At 71.9% G+C, this 23,632-nt stretch carries 19 protein-coding genes and 1 pseudogene; 9 read left to right on the top strand and 11 right to left on the bottom strand.

Annotated elements, in window-relative coordinates:
- Positions 1–242: 242 nt before the first annotated feature.
- Together IE262_RS27605 and IE262_RS27600 are read right to left on the bottom strand one after the other, a co-directional pair.
- Positions 243–890, bottom strand: a complete 648-nt coding sequence (locus tag IE262_RS27605; protein ID WP_134040625.1) for an MBL fold metallo-hydrolase — start codon at positions 888–890, stop codon at positions 243–245.
- Positions 887–2,041, bottom strand: coding sequence for a CapA family protein (locus IE262_RS27600; RefSeq protein ID WP_189877494.1), 1,155 nt, complete (start codon positions 2,039–2,041; stop codon positions 887–889). Before IE262_RS27600 ends, IE262_RS27605 begins: the two co-directional genes overlap by 4 nt.
- Before the next feature lie 155 nt (positions 2,042–2,196).
- Here IE262_RS27600 and IE262_RS27595 point away from each other — a divergent pair, with 155 nt between their 5' ends.
- A complete protein-coding gene (locus IE262_RS27595; RefSeq protein ID WP_189877492.1) occupies positions 2,197–3,609 on the top strand; it encodes an RtcB family protein in 1,413 nt (470 codons plus the stop codon).
- A gap of 55 nt (positions 3,610–3,664) precedes the next feature.
- Here the strand turns inward: IE262_RS27595 and IE262_RS27590 are convergent, their stop codons facing one another.
- From IE262_RS27590 to IE262_RS27565, 6 genes are all read right to left on the bottom strand, one after another.
- Entirely contained in the window at positions 3,665–4,129 is a 465-nt protein-coding gene (locus IE262_RS27590; protein ID WP_189877491.1) for an archease, read from the bottom strand.
- Positions 4,119–4,427: a hypothetical protein gene (locus IE262_RS27585; RefSeq protein ID WP_229877529.1), complete on the bottom strand. Its 309-nt coding sequence runs from the start codon at positions 4,425–4,427 to the stop codon at positions 4,119–4,121. Before IE262_RS27585 ends, IE262_RS27590 begins: the two co-directional genes overlap by 11 nt.
- Before the next feature lie 138 nt (positions 4,428–4,565).
- Positions 4,566–5,507 (bottom strand): glycoside hydrolase family 113 protein, encoded by a 942-nt coding sequence (locus IE262_RS27580; protein ID WP_189877490.1) that lies wholly within the window; start codon positions 5,505–5,507, stop codon positions 4,566–4,568.
- Between the two features lie 113 nt (positions 5,508–5,620).
- Positions 5,621–6,775 carry an FAD-dependent monooxygenase gene (locus IE262_RS27575; protein WP_189877489.1) on the bottom strand — a complete coding sequence of 385 codons (1,155 nt, stop codon included), beginning with the start codon at positions 6,773–6,775 and terminating at the stop codon, positions 5,621–5,623.
- A gap of 180 nt (positions 6,776–6,955) precedes the next feature.
- Positions 6,956–7,411 carry a tellurite resistance TerB family protein gene (locus IE262_RS27570; protein ID WP_134040631.1) on the bottom strand — a complete coding sequence of 152 codons (456 nt, stop codon included), beginning with the start codon at positions 7,409–7,411 and terminating at the stop codon, positions 6,956–6,958.
- 167 nt (positions 7,412–7,578) lie between these two features.
- A complete protein-coding gene (locus tag IE262_RS27565) occupies positions 7,579–8,586 on the bottom strand; it encodes a sporulation protein (RefSeq protein WP_189877488.1) in 1,008 nt (335 codons plus the stop codon).
- Positions 8,587–9,032: 446 nt separating this feature from the next.
- Here IE262_RS27565 and IE262_RS27560 point away from each other — a divergent pair, with 446 nt between their 5' ends.
- The 6 genes from IE262_RS27560 (at position 9,033) to argF (ending at position 18,127) form a co-directional block, all read left to right on the top strand.
- A complete protein-coding gene (locus IE262_RS27560; protein ID WP_189877487.1) occupies positions 9,033–10,373 on the top strand; it encodes a hemolysin family protein in 1,341 nt (446 codons plus the stop codon).
- Positions 10,370–11,392, top strand: a complete 1,023-nt coding sequence (locus IE262_RS27555) for a hemolysin family protein (protein WP_134040634.1) — start codon at positions 10,370–10,372, stop codon at positions 11,390–11,392. The genes IE262_RS27560 and IE262_RS27555 overlap by 4 nt, the downstream gene beginning before the upstream one ends.
- 245 nt (positions 11,393–11,637) lie before the next feature.
- Entirely contained in the window at positions 11,638–13,146 is a 1,509-nt protein-coding gene (locus IE262_RS27550; protein WP_189877485.1) for a 3' terminal RNA ribose 2'-O-methyltransferase Hen1, read from the top strand.
- Entirely contained in the window at positions 13,143–15,704 is a 2,562-nt protein-coding gene (locus tag IE262_RS27545; protein ID WP_189877483.1) for a polynucleotide kinase-phosphatase, read from the top strand. Before IE262_RS27550 ends, IE262_RS27545 begins: the two co-directional genes overlap by 4 nt.
- 89 nt (positions 15,705–15,793) lie before the next feature.
- Positions 15,794–17,017, top strand: coding sequence for an arginine deiminase (locus IE262_RS27540; RefSeq protein WP_189877481.1), 1,224 nt, complete (start codon positions 15,794–15,796; stop codon positions 17,015–17,017).
- A gap of 99 nt (positions 17,018–17,116) precedes the next feature.
- The gene (gene argF, locus IE262_RS27535; RefSeq protein WP_189877479.1) at positions 17,117–18,127 is read left to right on the top strand and encodes an ornithine carbamoyltransferase; all 1,011 of its coding nucleotides are present in this window, start codon (positions 17,117–17,119) and stop codon (positions 18,125–18,127) included.
- 104 nt (positions 18,128–18,231) lie between these two features.
- Here the strand turns inward: argF and IE262_RS27530 are convergent, their stop codons facing one another.
- The gene (locus IE262_RS27530) at positions 18,232–18,678 is read right to left on the bottom strand and encodes an ATP-binding protein (protein WP_134040639.1); all 447 of its coding nucleotides are present in this window, start codon (positions 18,676–18,678) and stop codon (positions 18,232–18,234) included.
- 304 nt (positions 18,679–18,982) lie between these two features.
- Between IE262_RS27530 and IE262_RS27525 the strand changes: the two genes are divergently transcribed.
- Entirely contained in the window at positions 18,983–19,810 is an 828-nt protein-coding gene (locus IE262_RS27525; RefSeq protein ID WP_134040640.1) for an enoyl-CoA hydratase family protein, read from the top strand.
- A gap of 4 nt (positions 19,811–19,814) precedes the next feature.
- On the top strand, positions 19,815–22,082 hold the full coding sequence (locus IE262_RS27520; protein ID WP_189877477.1) for a bifunctional salicylyl-CoA 5-hydroxylase/oxidoreductase: 2,268 nt from the start codon (positions 19,815–19,817) through the stop codon (positions 22,080–22,082).
- 25 nt (positions 22,083–22,107) lie between these two features.
- On the opposite strand, the gene IE262_RS27515 is transcribed toward IE262_RS27520, so the two are convergent.
- Both IE262_RS27515 and IE262_RS27510 read right to left on the bottom strand, forming a co-directional pair.
- A complete protein-coding gene (locus tag IE262_RS27515) occupies positions 22,108–23,355 on the bottom strand; it encodes a sulfate adenylyltransferase subunit 1 (protein WP_189877475.1) in 1,248 nt (415 codons plus the stop codon).
- A gap of 2 nt (positions 23,356–23,357) precedes the next feature.
- Positions 23,358–23,632 (bottom strand): annotated as a pseudogene (locus tag IE262_RS27510) (sulfate adenylyltransferase subunit CysD); the annotation flags it as partial.

Genomic DNA, 23,632 nt, shown 5'->3' with positions numbered 1-23,632 from the left:
TGGGGTCGGGTCGGTGGAGTCGAGGCCGTCGGGGGAGGCTGCCCGCTCCTCCGTCCGTGTCTCCGTCCGCATCTCAGCGTGGCCCAACTCGCCCCGACGAGCGAGCGGGAACGCCCGCCTCGCCCCGCCCGCGTACCGCTCCGCCGGCCGGTCCGCCCGGCTCCCACCTGCGGAAACGCACCGCGTTCGACGGCGACGCCGGGCGCCCCGGCCGTGGCGATCCGGTGACCCGGGGGCGGGGCTCAGGAATCAGGTGCGGTGAAGCCCAGGGAGTAGGTGCGGCCCTCGACACCCCACTCACCGAACGGCGGCCGTGCCCCGGCGTCGATCGCCCGCAGCGTGGGCCGTCCGATATGGGCCAGCACCAGCCGCCGCACCCCGAGCCGTACGGCGCGGTCGGCGACGTCGTGCACGCTCGCGTGGCCCCCGACGCCGCCCCGGAACCGTATCGGCCGGTTCCAGGCGGCGGCCTCGGCGAACATGAGGTCCGCGCCCGCGGCCCATTCGGGGAACTCCCAGAACTCCGGCGCCCACACCACGACCTGCCCGCCCGCCTCGATGCGGTAGCCGTACGCGGGATGCGACGTGTGCTCCACCGGCAGACAGCGCACCCGCACGGTGCGGCGCACCCGGACGGTGCCCAGATCCAGGTCACCGGCCCGGATCCGGACACCCCGGGCGCTCGCGCTCCGGCGCAGCGCGGACCGCAGTTCCGCCTGCTCGTCGGTGACCAGCCAGCCGGCCAGCCGCCCCGGCGGCGGTTCCGCCCCCGGCCCGCCGTCGAAGGCGACGCGCTGCCGGGCGCAGCGCAGCAGCAGCCCCGCGGGCGCGAACCGCGGCGAGTTCATCGCGCCCACGCCGAGCAGGGTCAGCCGCAACCGGAGGTTCATCCGCCGCCCGCCTGTCCGGGGCCTTCTCCTGTGCCGGACGTGGTCGTGGGATGCGCCAGCGCGAGCGTGCCGTCCGACGCCAGGGTGATCCGGACGCCGTCGCTGATGCGGTCGAGGGTCGCCCGCAGCCAGGCGCGGTCCTCGTCCGGCGCGGGCTCCAGCCGCATCCGCCGGGCCCGAAGGGGCACCATGCGCAGGCCGGTGAGCCGCCCCGTGTCCGCGGCCACCGAGACCAGGTGGACGAGCCGGAGATCGTCGCGGTACTCCTCGTACCCGCCGATGCCCTCGTAGTCGTCGATGAAGTCGCCGCAGCCGTGCAGGATCAGCCGGTCGTGGTACACCTCCAGGCGCCGCGGGTGGTGCGAGGAGTGACCGTGGACGACGTCGACGCCGCCGTCCACCAGGGCGTGCGCGAAGCGGAGCTGTTCCCGGGAGATCCGGTATCCCCAGTTGGAGCCCCAGTGCACGGACACCACCGCGATGTCACCCGGACGTTTCGCCTGCCGTACGTGCCGGGCCACCGCGTCGGCCGTGGTCACCGACAGATCGGGGACGTACGCGACGCCGGACGTCTCCGCGGTCGCCGCCCAGTCCGGTGGGATGCCGCTGCACCGCGCCCCCAGGGCGAACACCAGCACCCGGCCCCCGCCCGCGACCGGCACCGCCGCGGGCGCGTACGCCTCGTCGGCGTCCCGGCCGGCGCCCACCACGCGCAGGCCCGCGCGGGCCAGCGAGTCGAGCGTCTCGGTCAGGCCCGGGCGGCCGAAGTCCAGCACGTGGTTGTTGGCCAGGACGCACACGTCGGGCCGGGCCACCGTCAGCGCGGCCAGGTTCGCCGGGTGCATCCGGTAGTGGACCGCCTTGCCGTGCGCGAACGCGTCACGCCGTGTCACGGACGTCTCCAGGTTCACGATCCGGGCGTCCGGGGCGGCCTCCTCCAGGACCCGCAGTGCCTCGCCCCACGGCCAGGAGGGGTCGACCGGGGCGGGGATCGGGCCGCTCGCCGACTCCGCGAGCCGGACGTAGCCCCGGGCGTCCGCGACGTAGTCCTCCCGCAGTGCCGGATCACCGGGGTGCGCGAGGATCTGGTCGACGCCGCGCCCGAGCATCACATCGCCGCACAGGAACAGCGTCACCACGTCGCCGCCCATGTCCCCACAGTAAGGCGCCCCCGGGACGATTCACCCATGCCCGCCCCAGATCCGGTAGGGCGGCACCCGGCACGGGTACCGCGGACAGGAACAGCGGAAAGGAACAGCGGACAGGAACAGAGGCAACGCGAGCGACGGTGCGGTGGGAGGTCGCGATGGAACTGGTCGAGGAGCGGCCCTGGCGCTTCCGTATCGAACGCCGGGGGCCGATGCGGGTGCCCGGCGTGGTGTTCGCCTCCCGGGACCTGCTCGGCGACGCCGAACAATCGCTGAAGCAGGTCGTCAACGTGGCCACCCTGCCGGGCATCGTCGGTGCCTCGTACGCCATGCCGGACATCCACTGGGGCTACGGCTTCCCCATCGGCGGTGTGGCCGCGACCGACGTGGAGGAGGGCGGTGTCGTCTCGCCCGGCGGGGTCGGATTCGACATCTCCTGCGGGGTGCGGCTGCTGGTCGCCGACACCGACCGGCGGGCGCTGCGGTCCGCACTGCCCGCGGTCATGGACGGCCTGGACCGGGCGATCCCGCGCGGCGCGGGACCCGGCGGCGTGTGGCGGCCGACGGGCCAAGGGCAGCTGGAGCGCCTCCTTGAGGGCGGCTCCCGGTACGCCGTCGCCGAGGGATACGGCGAGGACCGTGACCTGGCCCGCTGCGAGGACGGCGGCGCGGTCGCCGACGCCGATGTGACCCGGGTCGGCGAGCGGGCCCGGGAGCGGGGCATACGGCAGGTCGGCAGTCTCGGCTCCGCCAACCACTTCCTGGAAGTGCAGCGGGTCGCCGAGGTGTACGACGAGACGGCCGCCGCCGCGTTCGGACTGGCCCCGGACCAGGTGTGCGTGATGATCCACTGCGGCTCGCGCGGCCTCGGCCACCAGATCTGCACCGACCACGTCAGGGCGATGGACCGTGCCATGGCCCGGTACGGCATCACCGTGCCCGACCGGCAGCTGGCCTGCACCCCCGTGGACTCGCCGGAGGGGCGCGCGTACCTGGGCGCGATGGCCGCGGCCGCGAACTACGGGCGCGCGAACCGCCAGTTCCTGTCCGACGCGGCCCGCCGGGTCTTCCAACGCGCCGCGGGCGCCCGGCTGACGCTGGTGTACGACGTGTCCCACAACCTCGCCAAGATCGAGACCCATGCGGTGGGCGGGACACGGCGCCGGCTGTGCGTGCACCGCAAGGGCGCCACCCGCGCCTTCCCGCCCGGACATCCCGACCTGCCCGAGGACGTGCGGGCGGTCGGCCAGCCCGTCCTGATCCCCGGCACCATGGGCACGGCCTCGTACGTGCTCGCGGGCGTGCCCGGCGGGGACGCCTTCTTCTCCACCTGCCACGGCGCGGGCCGCGTGTGGAGCCGCCACCGGGCCGCGCGCACCGTCGTCGGCCGGGAACTGGGGGCCCGTCTGGAACGGGACGGCATCGCCGTACGGCCACGGTCCTGGCGAGGACTGTCCGAGGAGGCCCCGGAGGCGTACAAGGACGTGAGCGCGGTGGTGGCGGCCAGCGAACGGGCCGGGCTGTGCCGCACGGTGGCGCGGCTGGTCCCGCTGGGCGTGGTCAAGGGCTGAAGAGCCGCACTCACCCGGTGTCCCTGTGTCGCCCGCGCGCCCGCGCGCACGCGCCTCAGGCGTCGATGGTCACCGCGCACGACCAGCCGTACGGGCCCGGCCCGATACGCAGTTCGTGCCACGAGACGGCCTTCGGCGCGGCGCCGGTGATCTCCACCGCCGCCAGGTCGGCGACGGCCAGCCGTACGTCGAGACCGCCGTCGGCGTCGTCGGCCGTGTCCACCTCGACATCCACGGGCACCCTGCCGCGCACCTCCAGCCGGAAGAGGACCTCGTCCAGGAGTGCGGCCAGCAGCTCGTCGTCGCTGTCCTCGGCCAGCCGGACGCGCTCCACGGCTGTGGGCCGCACCGCGGAGACGTCGGCGAAGCACTCGACCATGCCCAGCACAGCCTCCGCCAGACAGCGTTCCCGGCTCGCTCCCCAGGCCTCGACGCGGATGTCGGCGGTGTGCGGCACCGCGCGGTGACCGGCGACGCCCTGCCGCCGTGCCTGCACATCGTCGTCCGGATCACCGACCATGGTCGTCGCCGGTTCCCTCCCCGTGGAGGGGGGTGGTGTCGTACGACCCGTTGGACGCCCGCGGTCTGCGGTGCCGGGCGTGTGCCGCCCCGCTCCCTGCCAGCACCAGGGCGAGGCCCAGACAGAAGATGAGGGCCAGGGCCAGACCCGAGCAGAAGATCGCGAGGGGGTTCATGGTGGTGATGTGCTGGCCGAACAACGACACGGTGTACTCGGGGCCGCCGGACAGGTTGTAGGCGATCAGCAGGCCGGTGAAGGCGCCCGTGGCCGCGAGGAGGATCACTCCGATGATCAGCATCCTGGTCATCTCCTCAGAAGGGTCCGTGAGCGGCGAGTACCCAGAAAACCGTGCCTGTGTCCGGAGCCTTCGCCGCACGTTCCCCGGGCCTGCGTGTCGCAGCACGCCCCGCTCAGGTGGGAGGCCGGGCCCACCGCTTCAGCGGCGCCGGTACCTGGCCGCCATCGTGTGGAACACCTTCTTCGGTTCCCAGCGGGTCTCGTCGAGCATGCGGACCACGCCGTAGGAGCCGAGATCGTGGGGGCCGGGCCTGCTGTAACCGGCGAAGGTGAACCAGAGCGCGGTGTCCACTCCCTCCTCCTCGAAGATGTCCAGCAGCTCGGTGAAGTAGCCCACCTGCTCCTCCTCGTCCGGTATCGCGCCGTTCGGCACCTGCCAGGCCATGCCGCCGAGTGCGCCGGCGCCCCGGTACGCGCAGGTGCCGTACTCGGTCACCGCGACGGGCTTGCCGTGGGCGAAGTGCCCGCGCAGTTCGTCCCGGAAGACGTCGGCGTTGTAGACGGCCCGGTAGGCGTCGATGCCGACGACGTCGAAAGGACGCCAGTCGACGAACTCCCAGGGAGCGGAGGCGTAGGTGACCCGCCCGCCGAAACGCGTGCGGACGGTGGTGGCGACGTGAGCGAGGAAGTCGTTGAAGCGCTCCTGCACCGGGCCGAGAGAGGACCACCATTCCATGTCGGCCGTGGCCATGGCCCGCAGACGGTCGCCGTAGGTGTCGCCCGGGATGAAGCCGCCGCAGAAGGCGGTGATCTCGCACCCGGCGACGTACACCACGTCGGCGCCGGACTGTCGTACGGCTTCGGCCCGGCGGGCGCAGTCGGCGAAGAACGGCGGCAACCGGTCGGGGGGAAGGTCCACGGGGAAAGGGGCGAACCAGACTTCCAGTCCGGCGTCCGCGGCGTGCCGGGCGGCAATGCCCAGCCGTTCGGGGTCGCGCCCGGACACACGGACGGCATCACAGTGGAGATCTCCGGAGATCACCGCCATGTCCCGCCGCACCGTCTCAGCGCTGAAGGCCTTGCGGGAGAGGTCCTGACCGGGGAGGAACCCGGTGTCGTAGTTGATGCCCCGTGCTCGCACGTCACTGTCCCTTCGTATGGCCGACTGGTCTGGCCGACTCGTTTGGCCGACGCGATGGCCTCAGGCGTGCTCCTTCCCGGGCCGCGCAGTCCGGACCCGCTCGCGTCGGGGTGTCAGTCGTCGGCCCAGGCCGTCGCTTGGGGGAGGAAGCCGTGCTGGGCCGCGTAGGCCGCCATGCGGGCGTTCCGCGCCAGGGCCTCGGGCCCGTCCGGCAGGTGGTAGTCGTGGCCCGCCCGCGCGGAACTGGCCTGGATGCTCGTGGCGGTCGCGAGCCGCCGGCGTACGTACCGGTCGAGCGCGTCGGGCACCCCGGCCGGCGTCGCACCGGTGAGGACGTCGCCGAGCACGGCCGCGTCCAGCATCGCCTGCGCCGCGCCCTGGGCCTGGAACGGCACCATCGCGTGGGCGCTGTCGCCGAGGAGCGTCACCCGTCCGATGTTCCACCGTGCGAGCGGGGCGCGCGTGTAGATGCCGTAGCGGAACACGCGGCCCGCGCGTTCCAGGAGTCTGAGCACCCGCGAGTCCCACCCGCCGAACTCGCGCACCTGCTCTCCCGGCTCCGCCTGAGCGGTCCACGACTCCTGCGCGGCCTCCGCGCCGACCACGGCCACGATGTTGAGCAGTTCCCCGCGACGCACCCAGTAGTGGACGAAGTGCCGGCCCGGTCCGAGCCAGATGGCGAAGTCCGGCAGGTCCAGATCGGCCACCTCGTCGGCCGGGAGCAGGGCCCGATAGGCGACGGTCTTCGAGAAGACCGCCTCCTCCGCACCGAAGAGCCACTGGCGGGCCGCGGACCGCACCCCGTCCGCGGCCACGACGAGGTCCGCGCCCAGGCGCTCGCCGCGCGCCGTCGTCACGCAGACGGACTCGTCGTCCTGGTCGATGCCCACGACAGTGGTGTCCAGACGCACCGACCGGGGCGGCACCGCGGAGGCCAGGGCATGGTGCAGATCGGCCCGGTGGACCTGTAGGTAGGGCGCCCCGAACGCGTCCTCGGCCGCGTGGCCCAGCGTGTAGCGGCAGATCTCGGCCCCGTTGGACCAGGTGCGGAAGCCCCAGTGAGAGGGACGGGTGGCCTGTGCGGCGACCGCGTCGAGCACGTCCAGCCGGCGCAGTACGCGCGTGGCGTTGGGCGCGAGCTGGATCCCGGCCCCGATCTCGGTGAACCGCGGAGCCTGCTCGACCAGGGTGACCTCATGGCCGGCGCGGCGCAGGCACAGTGTCGCCGACAGCCCCCCGATGCCCGCCCCCACGACGATCGCCCTCATGCCGCGGCCCACTCCCCCTGACGCACATACGCACGCATACGACACACCACACAGGCATTGCATACCGCCCACATGGGCTGATGTCACCCCCGACATCACGCCGAATGGGTGCCGGGCCGTTGTGGTGGGCGGCCCGGCACGAGTGTCGTGGGGAGGTCAGAGAACGGATGTGTGAGGTGGTCAGAGGTCGAATTCGTGGGGCGGCAGGTCGAGGGTGAAGCAGGCCTCGCGGACGATGGCTTGTTCGGTCTTGTCGAAGTCGCCGTCGGCGCCGCCGATGACGATGCCGATCTGGATGACCGCGCGGGCTTCGGCGGGCTTCTTCTTGGCCTTGGCGATTTCCTGCAGGACGCTGACCTTGCCGAAGTCGAAGTCGGCGGTGAGCTTGTCGAGGTTGTCCTCGAAGCGGCGCCGCAGGTCCATGGCGTCGAAGTTCTGGAGGACTTCGTTGGTGGCGATGAGCTGGGCGACGCGTTGGCGTTCGGCGGGGTCGATGGTGCCGTCGGCGGCTGCGACGAGGGCGCACATGGCCATGCTGGCGTCGCGGAAGGCGCCGCTCTTGAGGTCGTTCTTCTTCGCCATGAGCTGCGTCTGCATTGTCGACGCGGATTCCTTGATGCGGTCCCACAGGGCCATGCCGGCTCCGTTACGTGTCTCGGGGTGAGTGCAGACCGGGGCCGGGCCGGTGCAGACCCGGCCCCGATCTTCTACATTGATGTAGAAGTTACCAGCAGGGGGCGGAGAACCGGGTCTCTCCGCCCCCTGCGTGCGAGTCCTTCACCGATGTGCCGGTGGTCCCGCGGTCAGCTGTCCTCGTCGTCACCTTCGAAGAAGTCGCCGACCTCGTCGACGACTTCGGCGGCGACCATGCCGCCGACGACACCGACGGCCAGTCCGGCGGCACCGGCGGCGACGACGGTGCCCATGCCGGGGCCGGAGCGGTGGCCGTCGTGGTGGTGCTCGTCGTGCCCGTGGCCTTGGCCGTGCCCGTGCCCGTAGGGGTCCTGGTGCCCGTACGGGGCGTGGGAGGCGTACGACGCCCGGTGGTCGACGAGCCGGCGGATCCAGCCGTCGACCAGGGTGTTCCAGTCCTGGTGGGCGACCGTGTCGTGGGAGACGGTGAAACGGGTGAGCGCGTCGTGGCCCTGGCTGAACAGGCCGCCTCGTTTGTCGGCCTCCAGGACGATGTCCATCCCGGCCGGGTGGGCGAGGAAGGTCACCTCGATCTCGTTGATCTGGTGGGCGTACTGCGGGGAGGGGGTGAGCTCGATCTCCTGGTAGAAGGGCAGTTGCTGGCCGGTGCCGCCGATGTGCCCGTACTCCAGGTCGGCGGACCTGAAGCCGAAGCCGAGCTGGCCGAGCGCTTCGAGGACGGCTTCCTGGGCGGGCAGCGGGCCCACGGCCAGCTGGTCGAGGTCCCCCTTGTCCTTGGCGCCGGCCACGGCCAGTTCGGTGCGGACGCCGAGCACGATGCCCAGGGGCTGGCCGTACAGCTCGGTGATCGGGGTCTCCCACGGCAGCGTCACCGTGAACGGGAGGCTGTGGTGCTGTCCCGCGGCGAGGCGGAAGCCACCCGCGACGGTGAAGCGCTCGAAGGTGACGACGCCCTCGCTCTCGCCGTCCTCGTGCTCGGCCTCGACCCGCGCCACCAGCTCCAGGGTGATGTGCTCGATGTCGAAGTCGGCGTCACCGCCCTTGAGGTGGACCTGGCCGGTCAGCCCGCCGCCGGGCCGGGCCGCGCCGGGGTTGAGGACCGTGTCGACCGTGGGGCCGCCCACGCCGAGCGAGCCGAGCAGCCGTTTGAACACCATCGCGGCGTCCACTCCTTACGTGCGTCTGTCCTGTCGGGGTGTGCCGTGGTCCGGACGGGTGGTGCGGAAAGGTCATGCGGAAAGACGGTCCGGAAAGGTCGCGGCACAGGGAACAACCGGAAGCGTCCGGCCGTTCGCTACAAGCGTGTAGAAGCATAGGCGTGGGCGGGCTCGCCGACGGGTAGGTCCCGGACCTCGACTTGGAAAAGTCCGAAAACTGCCGCATTGCAGGGGCAGCCACGGGCTTGCCCACAGTGCTTTGCTCTCCCTTTACCATGTGGGGAGAGTGCCGACACTCTCCCCATCCCAGGGTCGACCCGACCCGCCGAATCGCGAAGGAGCCACGGTCCCACCATGGGTGAGCCTCCCAGTACCAGCTGTGCCATGCCCCGCATGCCCCGCCCGCAGCCCACGCTGCCTGTGAGTGAGGGAACGGGGGTGGCGCGGTGACCGAGGTCCTGCTGCTCCTGGTGGCCCTTCTCCTCACACTGGCCTGCGCCGTGTTCGTCGCCGCGGAGTTCTCCCTGACCACCGTCGAGCGCGGTGAGCTGGAACGCGCCGCGGAGGCCGGTGAGCGCGGCGCCGAGGGCGCGCTGAAGGCCGTACGCCGTCTGACGGTCCAGCTGTCCGGCGCCCAACTCGGCATCACGGTCACCTCGCTGGTGATCGGTATGCTCGCCGAGCCGTCGCTCGCGGTGCTGCTGCGCGGCCCGCTCCAGGCGGCCGGCCTCGGTGGTGCCGCCTCCTCCGTGGCCACCGTGCTGGGCGTGGCCCTCTCCACCGTCGTCCTGATGGTGGTGGGTGAGCTGGTGCCCAAGAACTGGGCGATCTCCCGGCCGCTGGCCGTCGCCAAGGTGGTCGCGGCCCCGCAGCGCGGTTTCACGGCGACCTTCGGGCCGTTCATCCGGCACCTGAACAACACCGCGAACCGTTTCGTACGCCGCTTCGGCCTGGAACCCGCCGAGGAACTGGCCTCCGCCCGCGGCCCCGAGGAACTGGTCGCGCTGGCCCGGCACTCGGCCGCCGAGGGCGCGCTGGAAGCGGACTCCGCCGAGCTCTTCGTACGCACCCTGCACCTCAGTGAGCTCACGGCCGAGAACGTGATGACGCCGCGGGTCGACGTCCGGGCGCTGGAAGCCCACGCCACGGCGGCTGACGCGGCGAACCTGGCGTACGCCACCGGCCTGTCCCGCTTCCCGGTCTACCGCGACAGCCTGGACGAGGTCATCGGCTCCGTCCACATCCGCGACGTCCTCGCCCTGCCGCCCGGGAAACGGCAGCTCACACCCGTGACCGAGCTGGCCACGGAGCCGCTGCGGGTCCCGGACAGCCTGACCGCCGACCGGCTCCTGGAGCGGCTGCGGGCGACCCGCACGATGGCCGTGGTCATCGACGAGTACGGCGGCACGGCGGGCGTGGCCACCGTGGAGGACATCGTCGAGGAGGTCGTCGGCGAGGTGCGCGACGAGCACGACCCCGTCGAGGTGCCCGACCTGCTGCCCGCCCCCACGACGGGCGACGGCCGAGGCGTCTGGGAGGCCGACGGCTCCGTCCGTATCGACCAGCTCACCGAGATAGGGCTCACGGCACCGGAGGGTCCGTACGAGACCGTGGCCGGCCTGATCGCCACCCGTCTGGCACGCATCCCCGTCAAGGGCGACGTCCTCGAACTCGACGGCTGGCAGCTGGACGTCCTCGACGTCGACCACCACCGGGCCGACCGCGTCCGGATCACCGCACCCGCTTCCCCGCAGAGCCGGGAGCGGCAGCCGGAGGTGGCCCGATGACCGTTCTGCAGCTTGCCATCGGTGCCCTGACCCTGCTCACGAACGCGTTCTTCGTGGGCGGCGAGTTCGCCCTGATCTCCGTGCGGCGCAGCCAGATCGAGCCGCGGGCGAAGGAGGGCGACAAACGGGCCCGCATGACCCTGTGGGGCCTGGAACACCTCTCCGCGGTCATGGCCACCGCCCAGCTCGGCATCACCGTCTCCTCGCTGGTGCTCGGCGCGGTCGCCGAACCGGCCATCGCGCACCTGCTGGAGCCCGCCTTCGAGGCGGCCCGTGTCCCGGACGGGCTGGTGCACCCGATCGCGTTCGTCATCGCGCTCACCGCGGCGACGTACCTGCACATGCTGATCGGCGAGATGATCCCGAAGAACATCGCCCTCGCCGCCCCCGTGCCCACCGCACTGCTGCTCGGCCCGCCCCTGATCGCCCTCACCCAGGCGCTCAGGCCGGTCGTGTTCGGCATCAACGCCTTCGCCAACGCGCTGCTGAGGCTGCTGCGGGTGGAGCCGAAGGACGAGGTCGAGGCGGTCTTCACCGACGACCAGCTGGCGCGCATGGTCGTGGACTCCAGCGAGGCCGGACTGCTGTCACCCGCCGACGGCGAACGGCTGCGGGACGCGCTGGAACTGGGCACACGCCCGGTCGGCGAGATCCTCGTCCCCGCCGGCACGATGCGCACCGTCGGGCACACGGTCACCCCGGCCGAACTGGAACGGATCGCGGCCGAGGCGGGCTACTCCCGCTTCCCCGTCACCGGCCCCGACGGAACCCTGATGGGCTACCTGCACATCAAGGACACCCTCGGCGTCACCGAACGCGACCAGCCGTTCCCGCGCGGCGCGTTCCACCCGGTCACCCGGGTCCGCATCGACACCCCGCTGGACGACACCCTCACCACCCTGCGCGCCGACGGCAGCCATCTCGCCGCGGTCACCGGCCAGACCGGCGCGGTCCTCGGCTTCGTGACGATGGAGGACGTCCTGACGGAACTGGTCGGCCCGGCACCCGCCACCACGTGACCACGCCGGCCGTCCCGCGCACCCGCGCGGGACGGCCGGCGGAGGCGCCGCCGAGTGAGCGCGGGTGAGTAAAAAATCTTGAGAGCATCGGTGGTCGCTCGCTGTACGTTGTCCGGGCGCGCCGAAGAAGCGGCGCTCCCGTGGCCAGATCTGTCAACCCTCCGTAGATGTGCACCCGTTGTGCATGGCGTCGCAGGGCACGATGACGATTCGCGGCTCAGAAGGTATTTCGAGGTGTCACCACAGTGTTCCTGACGATCAGCACCACCGGCACACCGGAGCGCCCGGCGACCGATCTCGGTTTCCTGCTGCACAAGCACCCCGACAACGCGCAGGCGTTCTCCACCTCCTACGGCACGGCCCACGTCCTCTACCCCGAGGCGAGCGCCGAGCGCTGCACGGTCGCACTGCTGCTGGAGGTCGATGCCGTGGCACTGGTCCGGCGCGGCAAGGGCAAGGGCCGGGGCGGCGCCCCCGACGCGGCGCTGGCCCAGTACGTGAACGACCGCCCCTACGCGGCCTCCTCCCTGCTCGCCGTCGCGCTGAGTAGCGTGTTCTCCAGCGCGATGAAGGGCACCTGCCGCGCCCGGCCCGAACTCCCGGGCGCCGTCCGCCCGTTGCGTATCGAGATACCGGCGCTGCCCGCCCGGGGCGGACCCGACCTGGTCCGTGGGCTCTTCGAGCCGCTCGGCTGGACGGTGACCGTGGACGCGGTGCCGCTGGACACCGGGTTCCCCGAGTGGGGCGACTCCCGCTACGTACGCCTCGTGCTGGAGTCGGAGGAGCGGACCCTGGCCGAGGCCCTCCGTCACCTGTACGTCCTCCTCCCCGTCCTCGACGACGCCAAGCACTACTGGGTGGCGCCCGACGAGGTGGACAAGCTGCTGCGGGCCGGTGAGGGCTGGCTGCCCGGCCACCCGGAGCACAAGCTGATCACCAGCCGCTACCTCTCGCGCCGCTGGTCGCTGACGCGCCAGGCGATGGAGCGGCTGGAGCTCGTACGCCTGGCCGAGACGGACGACAGCGAGGTCGAGGAGATCGACAACGCGGTCGAGGCGGAGCACGAGACGGAGGAGAAACCGACTCCGCTCGCCGTGCAGCGCAGGGACGCGATCATCGCGGCGCTGCGGTCCGCCGGGGCCGCGCGCGTGCTCGATCTCGGCTGTGGACAGGGCCAGTTGGTACAGGCGCTGCTCAAGGACCCGCGGTTCACCGAGATCGTCGGCGTCGACGTGTCCGTGCGCGCCCTCACCATCGCCTCGCGCCGGCTGAAGCTGGACCGCATGGGGGAGCGGCAGGCCTCGCGCGTCAGGCTCTTCCAGGGCTCGCTCGCGTACACCGACAAGCGGCTGCGGGGATACGACGCCGCCGTGCTCAGCGAGGTCGTCGAGCACCTCGACCCCCCGCGGCTGCCTGCCCTGGAATACGCGGTGTTCGGCTCCGCACGACCCCGCACCGTGCTCGTGACCACGCCGAACGTCGAGTACAACGTCCGCTGGGAGAGCCTCCCGGCCGGGCACGTCCGCCACGGCGATCACCGCTTCGAGTGGACGCGCGCCGAGTTCCGGGGGTGGGCGGACGCGGTGGCCGAACGGCACGGGTACGCCGTGGAGTTCGTACCCGTCGGCCCCGACGACCCCGAGGTGGGCCCACCCACCCAGATGGCCGTGTTCTCCCTGAACACAGCCACGGACACGGCCACGGACACAGCCACGACGAGGACCACGAACGAGAAGGAGGCGAAAGCGGCATGACACAGACCCAGGAGCGGACCGAAGACGTGCAGGGGCGCACCCTGCCCGTCACCGACCTCTCTCTCGTGGTGCTGATCGGCGCGTCCGGGTCCGGCAAGTCGACCTTCGCCCGCAGGCACTTCCAGCCGACCGAGGTGATCTCGTCGGACTTCTGCCGCGGCCTCGTCGCCGACGACGAGAACGACCAGAGCGCCAGCCGGGACGCGTTCGACGTACTCCACTACATCGCCGGCAAGCGGCTCGCGGCCGGCCGGCGCACGGTCGTCGACGCGACGAGCGTGCAGCAGGAGAGCCGCCGTCAGCTCGTCGACCTCGCCAAGAAGTACGACGTCCTGCCCATCGCGATCGTCCTCGACGTCCCCGAGGAGGTGTGCGCCGAGCGCAACGCGGGCCGCACCGACCGGGCGGACATGCCACGCCGGGTGATCCAGCGCCACACCCGCGAACTCCGCCGCTCCCTGCGGCATCTGGAGCGCGAGGGCTTCCGCAAGGTGCACGTCCTGCGGGGCGTGGAGGCGGTGGAGAACGCGACCGTCGTCACGGAGAAGCGCTTCAACGACCTCACCCACCTCACCGGCCCGTTCGACATCATCGGCGACATCCACGGCTGCTCGTCCGAACTGGAGGCGCTGCTGGGAAAGCTGGGCTACGTCGACGGCGCGCATCCGGACGGCCGTACCGCGGTCTTCGTCGGCGACCTCGTCGACCGCGGCCCGGACACCCCGGGTGTCCTGCGGCGCGTGATGTCCATGGTCGCGTCGGGCGACGCGCTCTGCGTACCCGGCAACCACGAGAACAAGCTGGGCCGCTGGCTGAAGGGCCGCAAGGTCCAGCACACCCACGGACTCGCCGAGACCGTCGAGCAGCTGGAGAGGGAGGACGACGCGTTCCGCACACAGGTACGGGAGTTCGTCGACGGCCTGGTCAGCCACTACGTCCTCGACGGCGGCCGGCTCGTCGTCTGCCACGCGGGCCTGCCCGAGAAGTACCACGGCCGCACCTCGGGCCGGGTGCGCTCGCACGCCCTGTACGGCGACACGACCGGTGAGACCGACGAGTTCGGCCTGCCGGTGCGCTACCCGTGGGCGGAGGACTACCGGGGCCGCGCCGCGGTCGTGTACGGCCACACACCGGTTCCGCAGGCCACCTGGCTCAACAACACCATCTGCCTCGACACGGGCGCCGTCTTCGGTGGCAAACTCACCGCACTGCGCTGGCCGGAGCGGGAACTCGTCGACGTACCGGCCGAACGCGTCTGGTACGAGCCCACGAAGCCGCTCGCCAGCGAGGCGCCCGGCGGGCACGAGGGACGACCGCTGGACCTGGCGGACGTGCACGGCCGCAGGACCGTGGAGACCCGTCACGCGGGACGGATCACGGTCCGCGAGGAGAACGCGGCGGCGGCCCTGGAGGTCATGAGCCGTTTCGCCGTGGACCCGCGCCTGCTCCCATACCTGCCCCCGACGATGGCCCCCACGGCCACCTCCCGCATCGAGGGCTACTTGGAGCACCCGGCCGAGGCCTTCGCGCAGTACGCGGCGGACGGGGTCGCGCGGGTCGTGTGCGAGGAGAAGCACATGGGTTCGCGGGCGGTGGCGCTGGTGTGCCGGGACGCGGCGGCCGCGGATGAGCGCTTCGGTGTGACCGGCGGCCCCACGGGCTCGCTGTACACGCGCACCGGGCGCCCCTTCTTCGACGACGAGGCGATGACGGAGGAGGTCCTCGCCCGGGTGCGGCGGTCCGCGGACGAGGCCGGCCTCTGGGACGAACTGGAGACGGACTGGCTCCTGCTCGACGCCGAACTGATGCCGTGGTCGCTGAAGGCGTCCGGGTTGCTGCGGACGCAGTACGCCGCGGTCGGCGCCGCCTCCGGGGCGGCGTTCCCGGGTGCCCTGGCCGCGCTGGAGGGTGCGGCGGCGCGGGGTGTGGACGTGGGCGACCTGCTGTCGAGGCAGCGGGACCGGGCCGCGGACGCGGCGGCGTTCACCGAGGCATACCGGCGCTACTGCTGGCCGACCGAGGGCCTGGAGGGCGTGCGCCTGGCGCCCTTCCAGATCCTCGCGGTCCGGGGCCGCAGCCTCACGGCCCTGCCCCACGACGAGCAGCTGTCCCTGATCGACCGTCTCGTCGAGCACGACGGCAGCGGCCTGCTGCAGACGACCCGGCGTCTCTTCGTGGACACGGGTGACGCGGAGTCGGTACGGGCCGGGATCGACTGGTGGCTGGAGATGACCGGGCGCGGGGGCGAGGGCATGGTGGTCAAGCCCGCCGGGGCGGTGGTGCGCGACGCGCGGGGCCGTCTCGTCCAGCCGGGCATCAAGTGCCGTGGCCGCGAGTACCTGCGGATCATCTACGGCCCCGAGTACACCCGCCCCGACAACCTGGCCCGTCTCCGCCACCGCTTCCTGGGCCACAAGCGGTCCCTGGCCGTCCGTGAGTACGCGCTGGGCCTGGAGGCCCTGGACCGGCTGGCGGAGGGCGAGCCGCTGTGGCGTGTGCACGAGGCGGTGTTCGGGGTGCTGGCGCTGGAGTCGGAGCCGGTGGACCCACGGCTGTGAGGGGTGCCCCCGTGGTCGTTGAGAGCCGTAACGGCGCGATCCGGCCATTCGGGCGGGTGAACACTCGCCCGAATGGTCAGGATGGAGACATGGGATTCCATGTCGACTCCGAGGCCGGGCGGCTGCGCCGCGTCATCCTGCACCGGCCGGACCTAGAGCTCAAAAGGCTCACCCCGAGCAACAAGGACGCCCTCCTCTTCGACGACGTCCTGTGGGTGCGCCGGGCGCGTGCCGAGCACGACGGGTTCGCGGACGTGCTCCGTGACCGTGGGGTCATCGTCCACCTCTTCGGCGACCTGCTCACCGACGCCCTGGGGATCCCGGAGGCGCGGGCGCTCGTCCTGGACCGGGTCTTCGACGAGAAGGAGTACGGGCCGCTCGCCACGGACCACCTGCGGGCCGCGTTCGACTCCCTGCCCACGCCCGAGCTGGCCGAGGCCCTGGTCGGCGGGATGACCAAGCGGGAGTTCCTGGAGGCGCACGCGGAGCCGGCCTCCGTGCGCTTCCACGTCATGGACCTCGACGACTTCCTGCTCGGCCCGCTCCCCAACCACCTCTTCACGCGCGACACCTCCGCCTGGATCTACGACGGGGTCTCCATCAACGCCATGCGCTGGCCCGCGCGCCAGCGCGAGACCGTGCACTTCGAGGCGATCTACCGGCACCACCCCCTCTTCCGTGACGAGACGTTCCACCTCTGGTCGGAGGGACAGGCCGACTACCCGTCCACCATCGAGGGCGGGGACGTCCTTGTCATCGGCAACGGTGCCGTGCTCATCGGTATGAGCGAGCGGACGACGCCCCAGGCCGTCGAGATGCTCGCGCACAAGCTGTTCGCCGCGGGCTCGGCGGAGACGATCGTGGCGCTCGACATGCCCAAGCGGCGCGCCCTCATGCACCTCGACACCGTGATGACCATGGTCGACGGTGACGTCTTCACGCAGTACGCGGGGCTCGGCATGCTCCGCTCGTACACCATCGAACCGGGCGTCGGTGACAAGGAACTCAAGGTCACGGACCATCCTCCGGAGCACATGCACCGTGCGATCGCCGCGGCGCTCGGGCTGAGCGAGATCCGGGTGCTGACCGCGACGCAGGATGTGCACGCGGCTGAGCGGGAACAGTGGGACGACGGGTGCAATGTCCTCGCGGTGGAGCCGGGGGTGGTCGTGGCGTACGAACGGAACGCGACGACGAACACACATCTGCGGAAGCAGGGGATCGAGGTGATCGAGATTCCCGGGAGCGAGCTGGGGCGGGGGCGGGGCGGGCCTCGGTGTATGAGCTGTCCTGTGGAGAGAGGGGCGGTGTGAGCAGGGCGCACTCTGGTTCTGTATAGAAATGTGGGTTGTCGTATAGACTTCCAGATCCGTCCGCTGTCCAGCAGCAAGTCCCCGTACCCAGGAGCCCTCATGGCGACCGTCCCGACCGCCCTCGCCGGGCGGCACTTCCTCAAGGAGCTCGACTTCACCGAGGTGGAGTTCCGTGGGCTGATCGAGCTGGCCGCCGAGCTCAAGGCGGCCAAGAAGGCCGGGACCGAGGTGCAGTACCTGAGGGGACGGAACATCGCGCTGATCTTTGAGAAGACGTCGACGCGTACGCGGTGCGCGTTCGAGGTCGCGGCCGCGGACCAGGGTGCGTCGACGACGTACCTCGACCCGTCCGGCTCGCAGATCGGCCACAAGGAGTCCGTGCGCGACACCGCCCGGGTGCTCGGCCGGATGTTCGACGCCATCGAGTTCCGCGGCGACAGCCAGGCCGCCGTGGAGGAGCTGGCCGCATACGCGGGCGTGCCCGTCTACAACGGCCTCACCGACGACTGGCACCCCACCCAGATGCTCGCCGACGTGCTGACCATGGTCGAGCACTGCGACAAGCCGCTGACGGAGATCGCGTTCGCCTACCTCGGCGACGCCCGCTTCAACATGGGCAACTCCTACCTGGTCACCGGGGCGCTCCTCGGCATGGACGTCCGGATCGTCGCGCCCGAGGCCTACTGGCCCGCCGAGGACGTCGTCCGCGACGCCCGCAAGCTCGCCGAGGCGAGCGGCGCCCGCATCACGCTCACCGAGGACATCGCCGAGGGCGTGCTGGGGGCGGACTTCGTGGCGACCGACGTGTGGGTGTCCATGGGGGAGCCCAAGGAGGTGTGGAGCGAGCGGATCGGCGCGCTCGCCCCGTACGCCGTGACCATGGACGTGCTCCGCGCGACCGGCAACCCCGACGTCAGGTTCCTCCACTGCCTGCCCGCCTTCCACGACCTCGGCACCAAGGTCGGCCGCGAGATCCATGAGGCGTACGGCCTGGAGTCCCTGGAGGTCACGGACGAGGTCTTCGAGTCGTCCCACTCCGTCGTCTTCGACGAGGCGGAGAACCGCCTCCACACGATCAAGGCGGTCCTCGTGGCGACACTCGCCCGCTAGGTCCTGTCGTCACACTCCCGTCGTCCGCCCGAAGGGCGGGCCTCGCGGCGGCAGGCGGGAGTTTGCCGACAGGGCCTAGCGCGGTCCCCATGCCTGCCGGGGTACTAGACCAGCCGCCGGTGGGGTGTCAGCGGCAGGCGGAACCACACCGCCTTGCCCGACTCGGTGGGGCGGTGGCCGCAGGACGAGCTGAGGGTGCGGATGAGGAGCAGTCCGCGCCCGTGCTCCTGCCAGGGGTCGGGCACGGCGCGGTGCGGGTGGGTGAGATCGCCCGGCGGTGCCGGGTCCGGGTCGTGGACCTCGACCCGGCAGCCGGTCGGCAACAGCTCCACGACCAGCTCTATCGGCCCGTTCCCCGCCGCGTGCTCCACGGCGTTCGCGACCAGCTCCGCGGTGAGCAGCTCCGCGGTGTCGCTGTCGGCCGTGTGTTCTAGCCCGGCCAGCGCCGTGCGGACGAGCGCCCGGGCGACGGGCACGGCCGCGACGGTGTGCGGCAGCGCGACGCGCCACGAGGCGGGAGCAGGGCGTTCGTACAAGGCGGGTCCGTTCATGGAGCAGGAAGTCCTGCTTTCAACTTGCTGCATGCTACGGCGCGCTCCGGCAGCGTCCCCCGGCGGGCGCCGTACGGGGCCGCCGGCCCCGTTGCCGGGCGGCCTACCCCCGTCAACGCCCCGGCGCGCCCGAGTACGCCCGCCGTTACCGGCCTGTCGAGGAATCGTGACCGAGTTACGGAGGATCTGTACCCGTTCGTGACCGCCCGGGTGTCCCGTGTGTATCGCGCTATCGTGACGACAGTCACGCAACGGTGATAACTTCGAGGCGTAGGCCCGTTCCCGTCGGAGGAGGCCGCCCCTCATGAGTCCCTTCACCGGCTCCGTCGCCCGCACCTCCGACTGGCACCATCTGCGGTGCACGGTCGCCGACGGCGTCGCCACGATCACCCTCGCCCGCCCCGAGAAACTCAACGCGCTCACCTTCGGCGCCTACGCCGACCTGCGCGACCTGCTCGCCGAACTGTCCCGCGAGAGGTCGGTACGCGCCCTGGTACTGGCCGGGCAGGGCCGCGGATTCTGCTCCGGCGGCGACGTCGACGAGATCATCGGCGCGACCCTCTCCATGGACACGGCCCGGCTCCTCGACTTCAACCGGATGACCGGGCAGGTCGTACGCGCCCTACGGGAGTGCCCCTTCCCGGTGATCGCCGCCGTGCACGGGGTGGCCGCGGGCGCCGGAGCCGTGCTGGCGCTGGCCGCCGACTTCCGGGTGGCGGATCCCACGGCCCGGTTCGCCTTCCTGTTCACGCGCGTGGGGCTGTCCGGCGGTGACATGGGCGCCGCGTATCTGCTGCCCCGCGTCGTCGGGCTCGGGCACGCGACCCGGCTGCTGATGCTCGGCGAGCCGGTACGGGCGCCCGAGGCCGAGCGGATCGGGCTGATCAGCGAGCTGACCGAAGAGGGCCGCGCCGACGAGGCCGCCCACGCGCTGGCCCGCCGCCTGGCCGAGGGCCCGGCCCTCGCCTACGCCCAGACGAAGGCGCTGCTCACCGCCGAACTCGACATGCCGCTCGCCGCCTCCGTCGAACTGGACGCCTCGACCCAGGCCCTGCTGATGCACGGCGAGGACTACGCGGAGTTCCACGCCGCGTTCACCGAGAAGCGCCCGCCGAAGTGGCGGGGGCGGTGACGGCATGAGGGTCGCGGTCACCGGAGGCGGTCCCGGAGGTCTGTACGCGGCGGCACTGCTGAAACGCCTCGACCCGTCCCGCGAGATCACCGTCTGGGAGCGCAACGCGCCCGACGACACCTTCGGCTTCGGCGTGGTCCTCTCCGACGAGACGCTCGGCGGGATCGAGCACGCCGACCCGGCCGTCCACGAGGCGATGCGGGCCGAGTTCGTACGCTGGGACGACATCGACATCGTTCACCGGGGCATACGGCACACCTCCGGCGGCCACGGCTTCGCCGCCCTCGGCCGGAAGCGGCTCCTGGAGATCCTGCACGAACGCTGCCACTCGCTCGGCGTCGACCTGCGCTTCACCACCGAGGCGCCCTGTCCGGCCAGGCTCGCGGAGACGTACGACCTGGTCATCGCCGCCGACGGCGTCCACAGCGCCACCCGCGAGGCGTACGCGGAAGCCTTCCGGCCCGCCGTCACCGAACACCGCTGCCGCTACATCTGGCTCGCCGCCGACTTCGCCTTCGACTCCTTCCGCTTCGAGATCGCCGAGACCGAGCACGGCGTGATGCAGCTCCACGCCTACCCGTACGAGGCCGACGCCTCCACCGTCATCGTCGAGATGCGCGAGGAGGTGTGGCGCGCGGCCGGGTTCGCGGACGCGGACGAGCGGGAGTCGGTCGAGCGCTGCGCGAAGATCTTCGCGGACGCGCTCGGCGGACGGCCGCTCAGGTCCAACAAGTCCACGTGGACCACCTTCCGCACCGTCGTCAACGAGCACTGGTCGCACGGCAACCTGGTCCTGCTGGGCGACGCCGCGCACACCGCGCACTTCTCCATCGGCTCCGGCACCAAGCTCGCCGTCGAGGACGCCCTCGCCCTCGCCGCCTGCCTGGAGGAACAGCCCTCCCTGGCCGACGCCCTCACCGCCTACGAGGCCGAACGGCGCCCCGTCGTCGCCTCCACCCAGCGCGCGGCGCGGGCCAGCCTGGAGTGGTTCGAGAACCTCGGGCTCTACCTCGACCAGCCCTCCCGCCAGTTCGCCTTCAACCTCCTCACCCGCAGCCGCCGCGTCACCCACGACAACCTCCGGCTGCGCGACCCCCGCTTCACCGGGAACGTGGAGCGCGCGTTCGGCTGCCCGCCCGGCACACCCCCCATGTTCACCCCGTTCCGGCTGCGCGGCCTCACCCTGCGCAACCGCGTCGTCGTCTCGCCCATGGACATGTACTCGGCGGTGGACGGCGTCCCCGGTGACTTCCACCTCGTCCACCTCGGCGCGCGGGCCCTCGGCGGGGCGGGCCTGCTGATGACGGAGATGGTGTGCGTGAGTCCGCGGGGGCGGATCACTCCGGGCTGCGCCGGGCTGTGGACGCCCCGGCAGGCCGAGGCATGGCGCCGCGTCGTACGGTTCGTGCACGCCCAGGCACCGGGCACCGCCATCGGCGTCCAGCTCGGCCACTCCGGCCGCAAGGGCTCGACCAAACTGATGTGGGAGGGCATCGACGAGCCCCTGGAGGCGGGCAACTGGCCCCTCGTGGCCGCCTCCCCGCTCCCGTACACACCGCGGAACCAGACCCCGCGCGAGCTGACGCGCGCCCAACTCACCGACATCCGTGAGGAGTTCTCATCGGCTGCCGGGCGCGCCGCCCGCTGCGGATTCGATCTGCTCGAACTCCACTGCGCCCACGGCTACCTGCTGTCGGGCTTCCTCTCGCCCCTGACCAACCGCCGCACCGACCGCTACGGCGGCTCCCTCGACCGCAGGCTCCGCTTCCCGCTGGAGGTGTTCGACGCGGTGCGGTCGGTGTGGCCGGAGGAACGGCCGATGACCGTCCGTATCTCCGCGACGGACTGGGCCGACGGCGGCACGACCGCCGAGGACGCCGTGGAGATCGCGCGGGCCTTCGCCGCGCACGGCGCCGACGCCGTCGATGTGTCCACCGGGCAGGTGGTCGCGGACGAACACCCCGAGTACGGCCGCTCGTACCAGACGCCGTTCGCCGACCGCATCCGCCACGAGGTGGGCGTCCCGGTGATCGCCGTGGGCGCGATCTCCTCCTGGGACGACGTCAACTCCCTGATCCTCGCCGGGCGTACGGACCTGTGCGCCCTGGCACGCCCCCACCTCTACGACCCGAACTGGACCCTCCACGCCGCCGCCGAGCAGGGTTACCAGGGGCCGGGGGTGAGCTGGCCCGCGCCCTACCGCGCCGGCAGCAGGCCACCTCGGACGGGACGTACGGATGCCCCCAAACCCCGGCTGCAACTAGGGAGTTGAGGGCACCCAAGGTGCGAGGTGAGGCCTACGACAGGTCGGCCATCCCCGCCGTCAGCGTCGCGCCGTCCGCCGGGTCGACGAGGATGAACGCGCCCGTGCGGCGTACGTCCGCGTAGTCGTCCAGCGCCAGCGGCTCGGCCGTGCGCAGGGTGATCCGGCCCAGGTCGTTCGCGGACAGCTCCGTCGCGCCACCCAGGTCCTTCACGATCGCCTTCACGGTCCGTGTGGTGTGCCGGACCAGCACCCGGTCGCCGACCCGCAGCGGCCGTTCGGCCAGGTGGCAGGCGGCGGCCCGCACATCCTGCGTCAGCGTGGGCGCGTCCGCGCCGGCTGTGATCATGTCGCCGCGCGAGACGTCCCGCTGGTCGGCCAGGCGCACGGTGATGGACTGCGGCGCGTACGCCGTCTCCACCTCGGTGCCGAGCACGTCGATGCCGGTGATCTCCGAGGTCTCGCCCGACGGCTGGACCGTCACCCGGTCGCCCACCCGCAGCGAGCCGGACACCAACTGGCCCGCGTAGTACCTGACGTCGTCGTGCCGGATCACATACTGGACGGGGAAGCGCGCCGGGGCGTCGGCGCTCTCCGCGCCCACCGGGACGCTCTCCAGGAACTCCAGCAGCGCCGGACCCGCGTACCAGTCCATGTGCGCCGACGGTTCCACCACGTTGTCACCCACGAGCGCCGACACCGGGATCGGAGTGAAGCCGGGCAGGCCCAGCTCCTCCGCGTAACCCGCGAAGTCCTGGACGATACGGTCGAACTCCCGCTCCTCGTACCCGACGAGGTCCATCTTGTTGACGGCCAGGACCACGTGGGGGACGCGCAGGAGTGCGGCGATGGCGGCGTGGCGGCGGGTCTGCTCGACGACGCCGTTGCGGGCGTCGACGAGGATGACTGTGAGTTCGGCGGTGGAGGCGCCGGTGACCATGTTGCGGGTGTACTGCACGTGGCCGGGGGTGTCGGCGAGGATGAACCGGCGGCGGGGCGTGGCGAAGTAGCGGTACGCCACGTCGATGGTGATGCCCTGCTCCCGCTCGGCCCGCAGACCGTCGGTGAGGAGGGCCAGGTCCGGGGCGTCCTGGCCGCGGTTGCGGGAGGCGTGCTCGACGGCCTCCAACTGGTCGGCGAGGACCGACTTGGAGTCGTACAGCAGCCGCCCGACGAGGGTGGACTTGCCGTCGTCGACCGACCCGGCGGTGGCGAACCGCAGCGTGTCGATGGTGGCACCGACCGGGCCGGTCGGGTCGATCGCGCTGATCGTGCTGGTCATGACTAGAAGTACCCCTCGCGCTTGCGGTCTTCCATCGCGGCCTCGGACAGCTTGTCGTCGGCGCGGGTCGCGCCCCGCTCGGTGAGCCGGGAGGCGGCGATCTCGGCGATCACGGCGTCCAGCGTGGTCGCGTCGGAGTCGACGGCGCCCGTGCAGGACATGTCGCCCACGGTCCGGTAGCGGATGAGGCGCTTCTGGACGGTCTCGCCGTCCTTGGGTCCGCCCCACTCGCCGGCGGTGAGCCACATGCCGGCCCGCTGGAAGACCTCGCGCTGGT

Origin of the sequence: Streptomyces bluensis (genome assembly GCF_014650715.1) — a bacterium.
Lineage (GTDB): Bacteria > Actinomycetota > Actinomycetes > Streptomycetales > Streptomycetaceae > Streptomyces > Streptomyces bluensis.
Note: the sequence above shows the minus strand (reverse complement) of the source record. Positions and strands in the feature narration are given on the sequence as shown.

Coding starts and splice junctions, on each gene's coding strand:
- IE262_RS27605 (WP_134040625.1), bottom strand. CDS start 890: ATGAACCTCCGGTTGCGGCTGACCCTGCTCGGCGTGGGCGCGATGAAC.
- IE262_RS27600 (WP_189877494.1), bottom strand. CDS start 2,041: ATGGGCGGCGACGTGGTGACGCTGTTCCTGTGCGGCGATGTGATGCTC.
- IE262_RS27595 (WP_189877492.1), top strand. CDS start 2,197: ATGGAACTGGTCGAGGAGCGGCCCTGGCGCTTCCGTATCGAACGCCGG.
- IE262_RS27590 (WP_189877491.1), bottom strand. CDS start 4,129: ATGGTCGGTGATCCGGACGACGATGTGCAGGCACGGCGGCAGGGCGTC.
- IE262_RS27585 (WP_229877529.1), bottom strand. CDS start 4,427: ATGCTGATCATCGGAGTGATCCTCCTCGCGGCCACGGGCGCCTTCACC.
- IE262_RS27575 (WP_189877489.1), bottom strand. CDS start 6,775: ATGAGGGCGATCGTCGTGGGGGCGGGCATCGGGGGGCTGTCGGCGACA.
- IE262_RS27570 (WP_134040631.1), bottom strand. CDS start 7,411: ATGGCCCTGTGGGACCGCATCAAGGAATCCGCGTCGACAATGCAGACG.
- IE262_RS27565 (WP_189877488.1), bottom strand. CDS start 8,586: ATGGTGTTCAAACGGCTGCTCGGCTCGCTCGGCGTGGGCGGCCCCACG.
- IE262_RS27555 (WP_134040634.1), top strand. CDS start 10,370: ATGACCGTTCTGCAGCTTGCCATCGGTGCCCTGACCCTGCTCACGAAC.
- IE262_RS27545 (WP_189877483.1), top strand. CDS start 13,143: ATGACACAGACCCAGGAGCGGACCGAAGACGTGCAGGGGCGCACCCTG.
- IE262_RS27540 (WP_189877481.1), top strand. CDS start 15,794: ATGGGATTCCATGTCGACTCCGAGGCCGGGCGGCTGCGCCGCGTCATC.
- argF (WP_189877479.1), top strand. CDS start 17,117: ATGGCGACCGTCCCGACCGCCCTCGCCGGGCGGCACTTCCTCAAGGAG.
- IE262_RS27530 (WP_134040639.1), bottom strand. CDS start 18,678: ATGAACGGACCCGCCTTGTACGAACGCCCTGCTCCCGCCTCGTGGCGC.
- IE262_RS27525 (WP_134040640.1), top strand. CDS start 18,983: ATGAGTCCCTTCACCGGCTCCGTCGCCCGCACCTCCGACTGGCACCAT.
- IE262_RS27520 (WP_189877477.1), top strand. CDS start 19,815: ATGAGGGTCGCGGTCACCGGAGGCGGTCCCGGAGGTCTGTACGCGGCG.
- IE262_RS27515 (WP_189877475.1), bottom strand. CDS start 23,355: ATGACCAGCACGATCAGCGCGATCGACCCGACCGGCCCGGTCGGTGCC.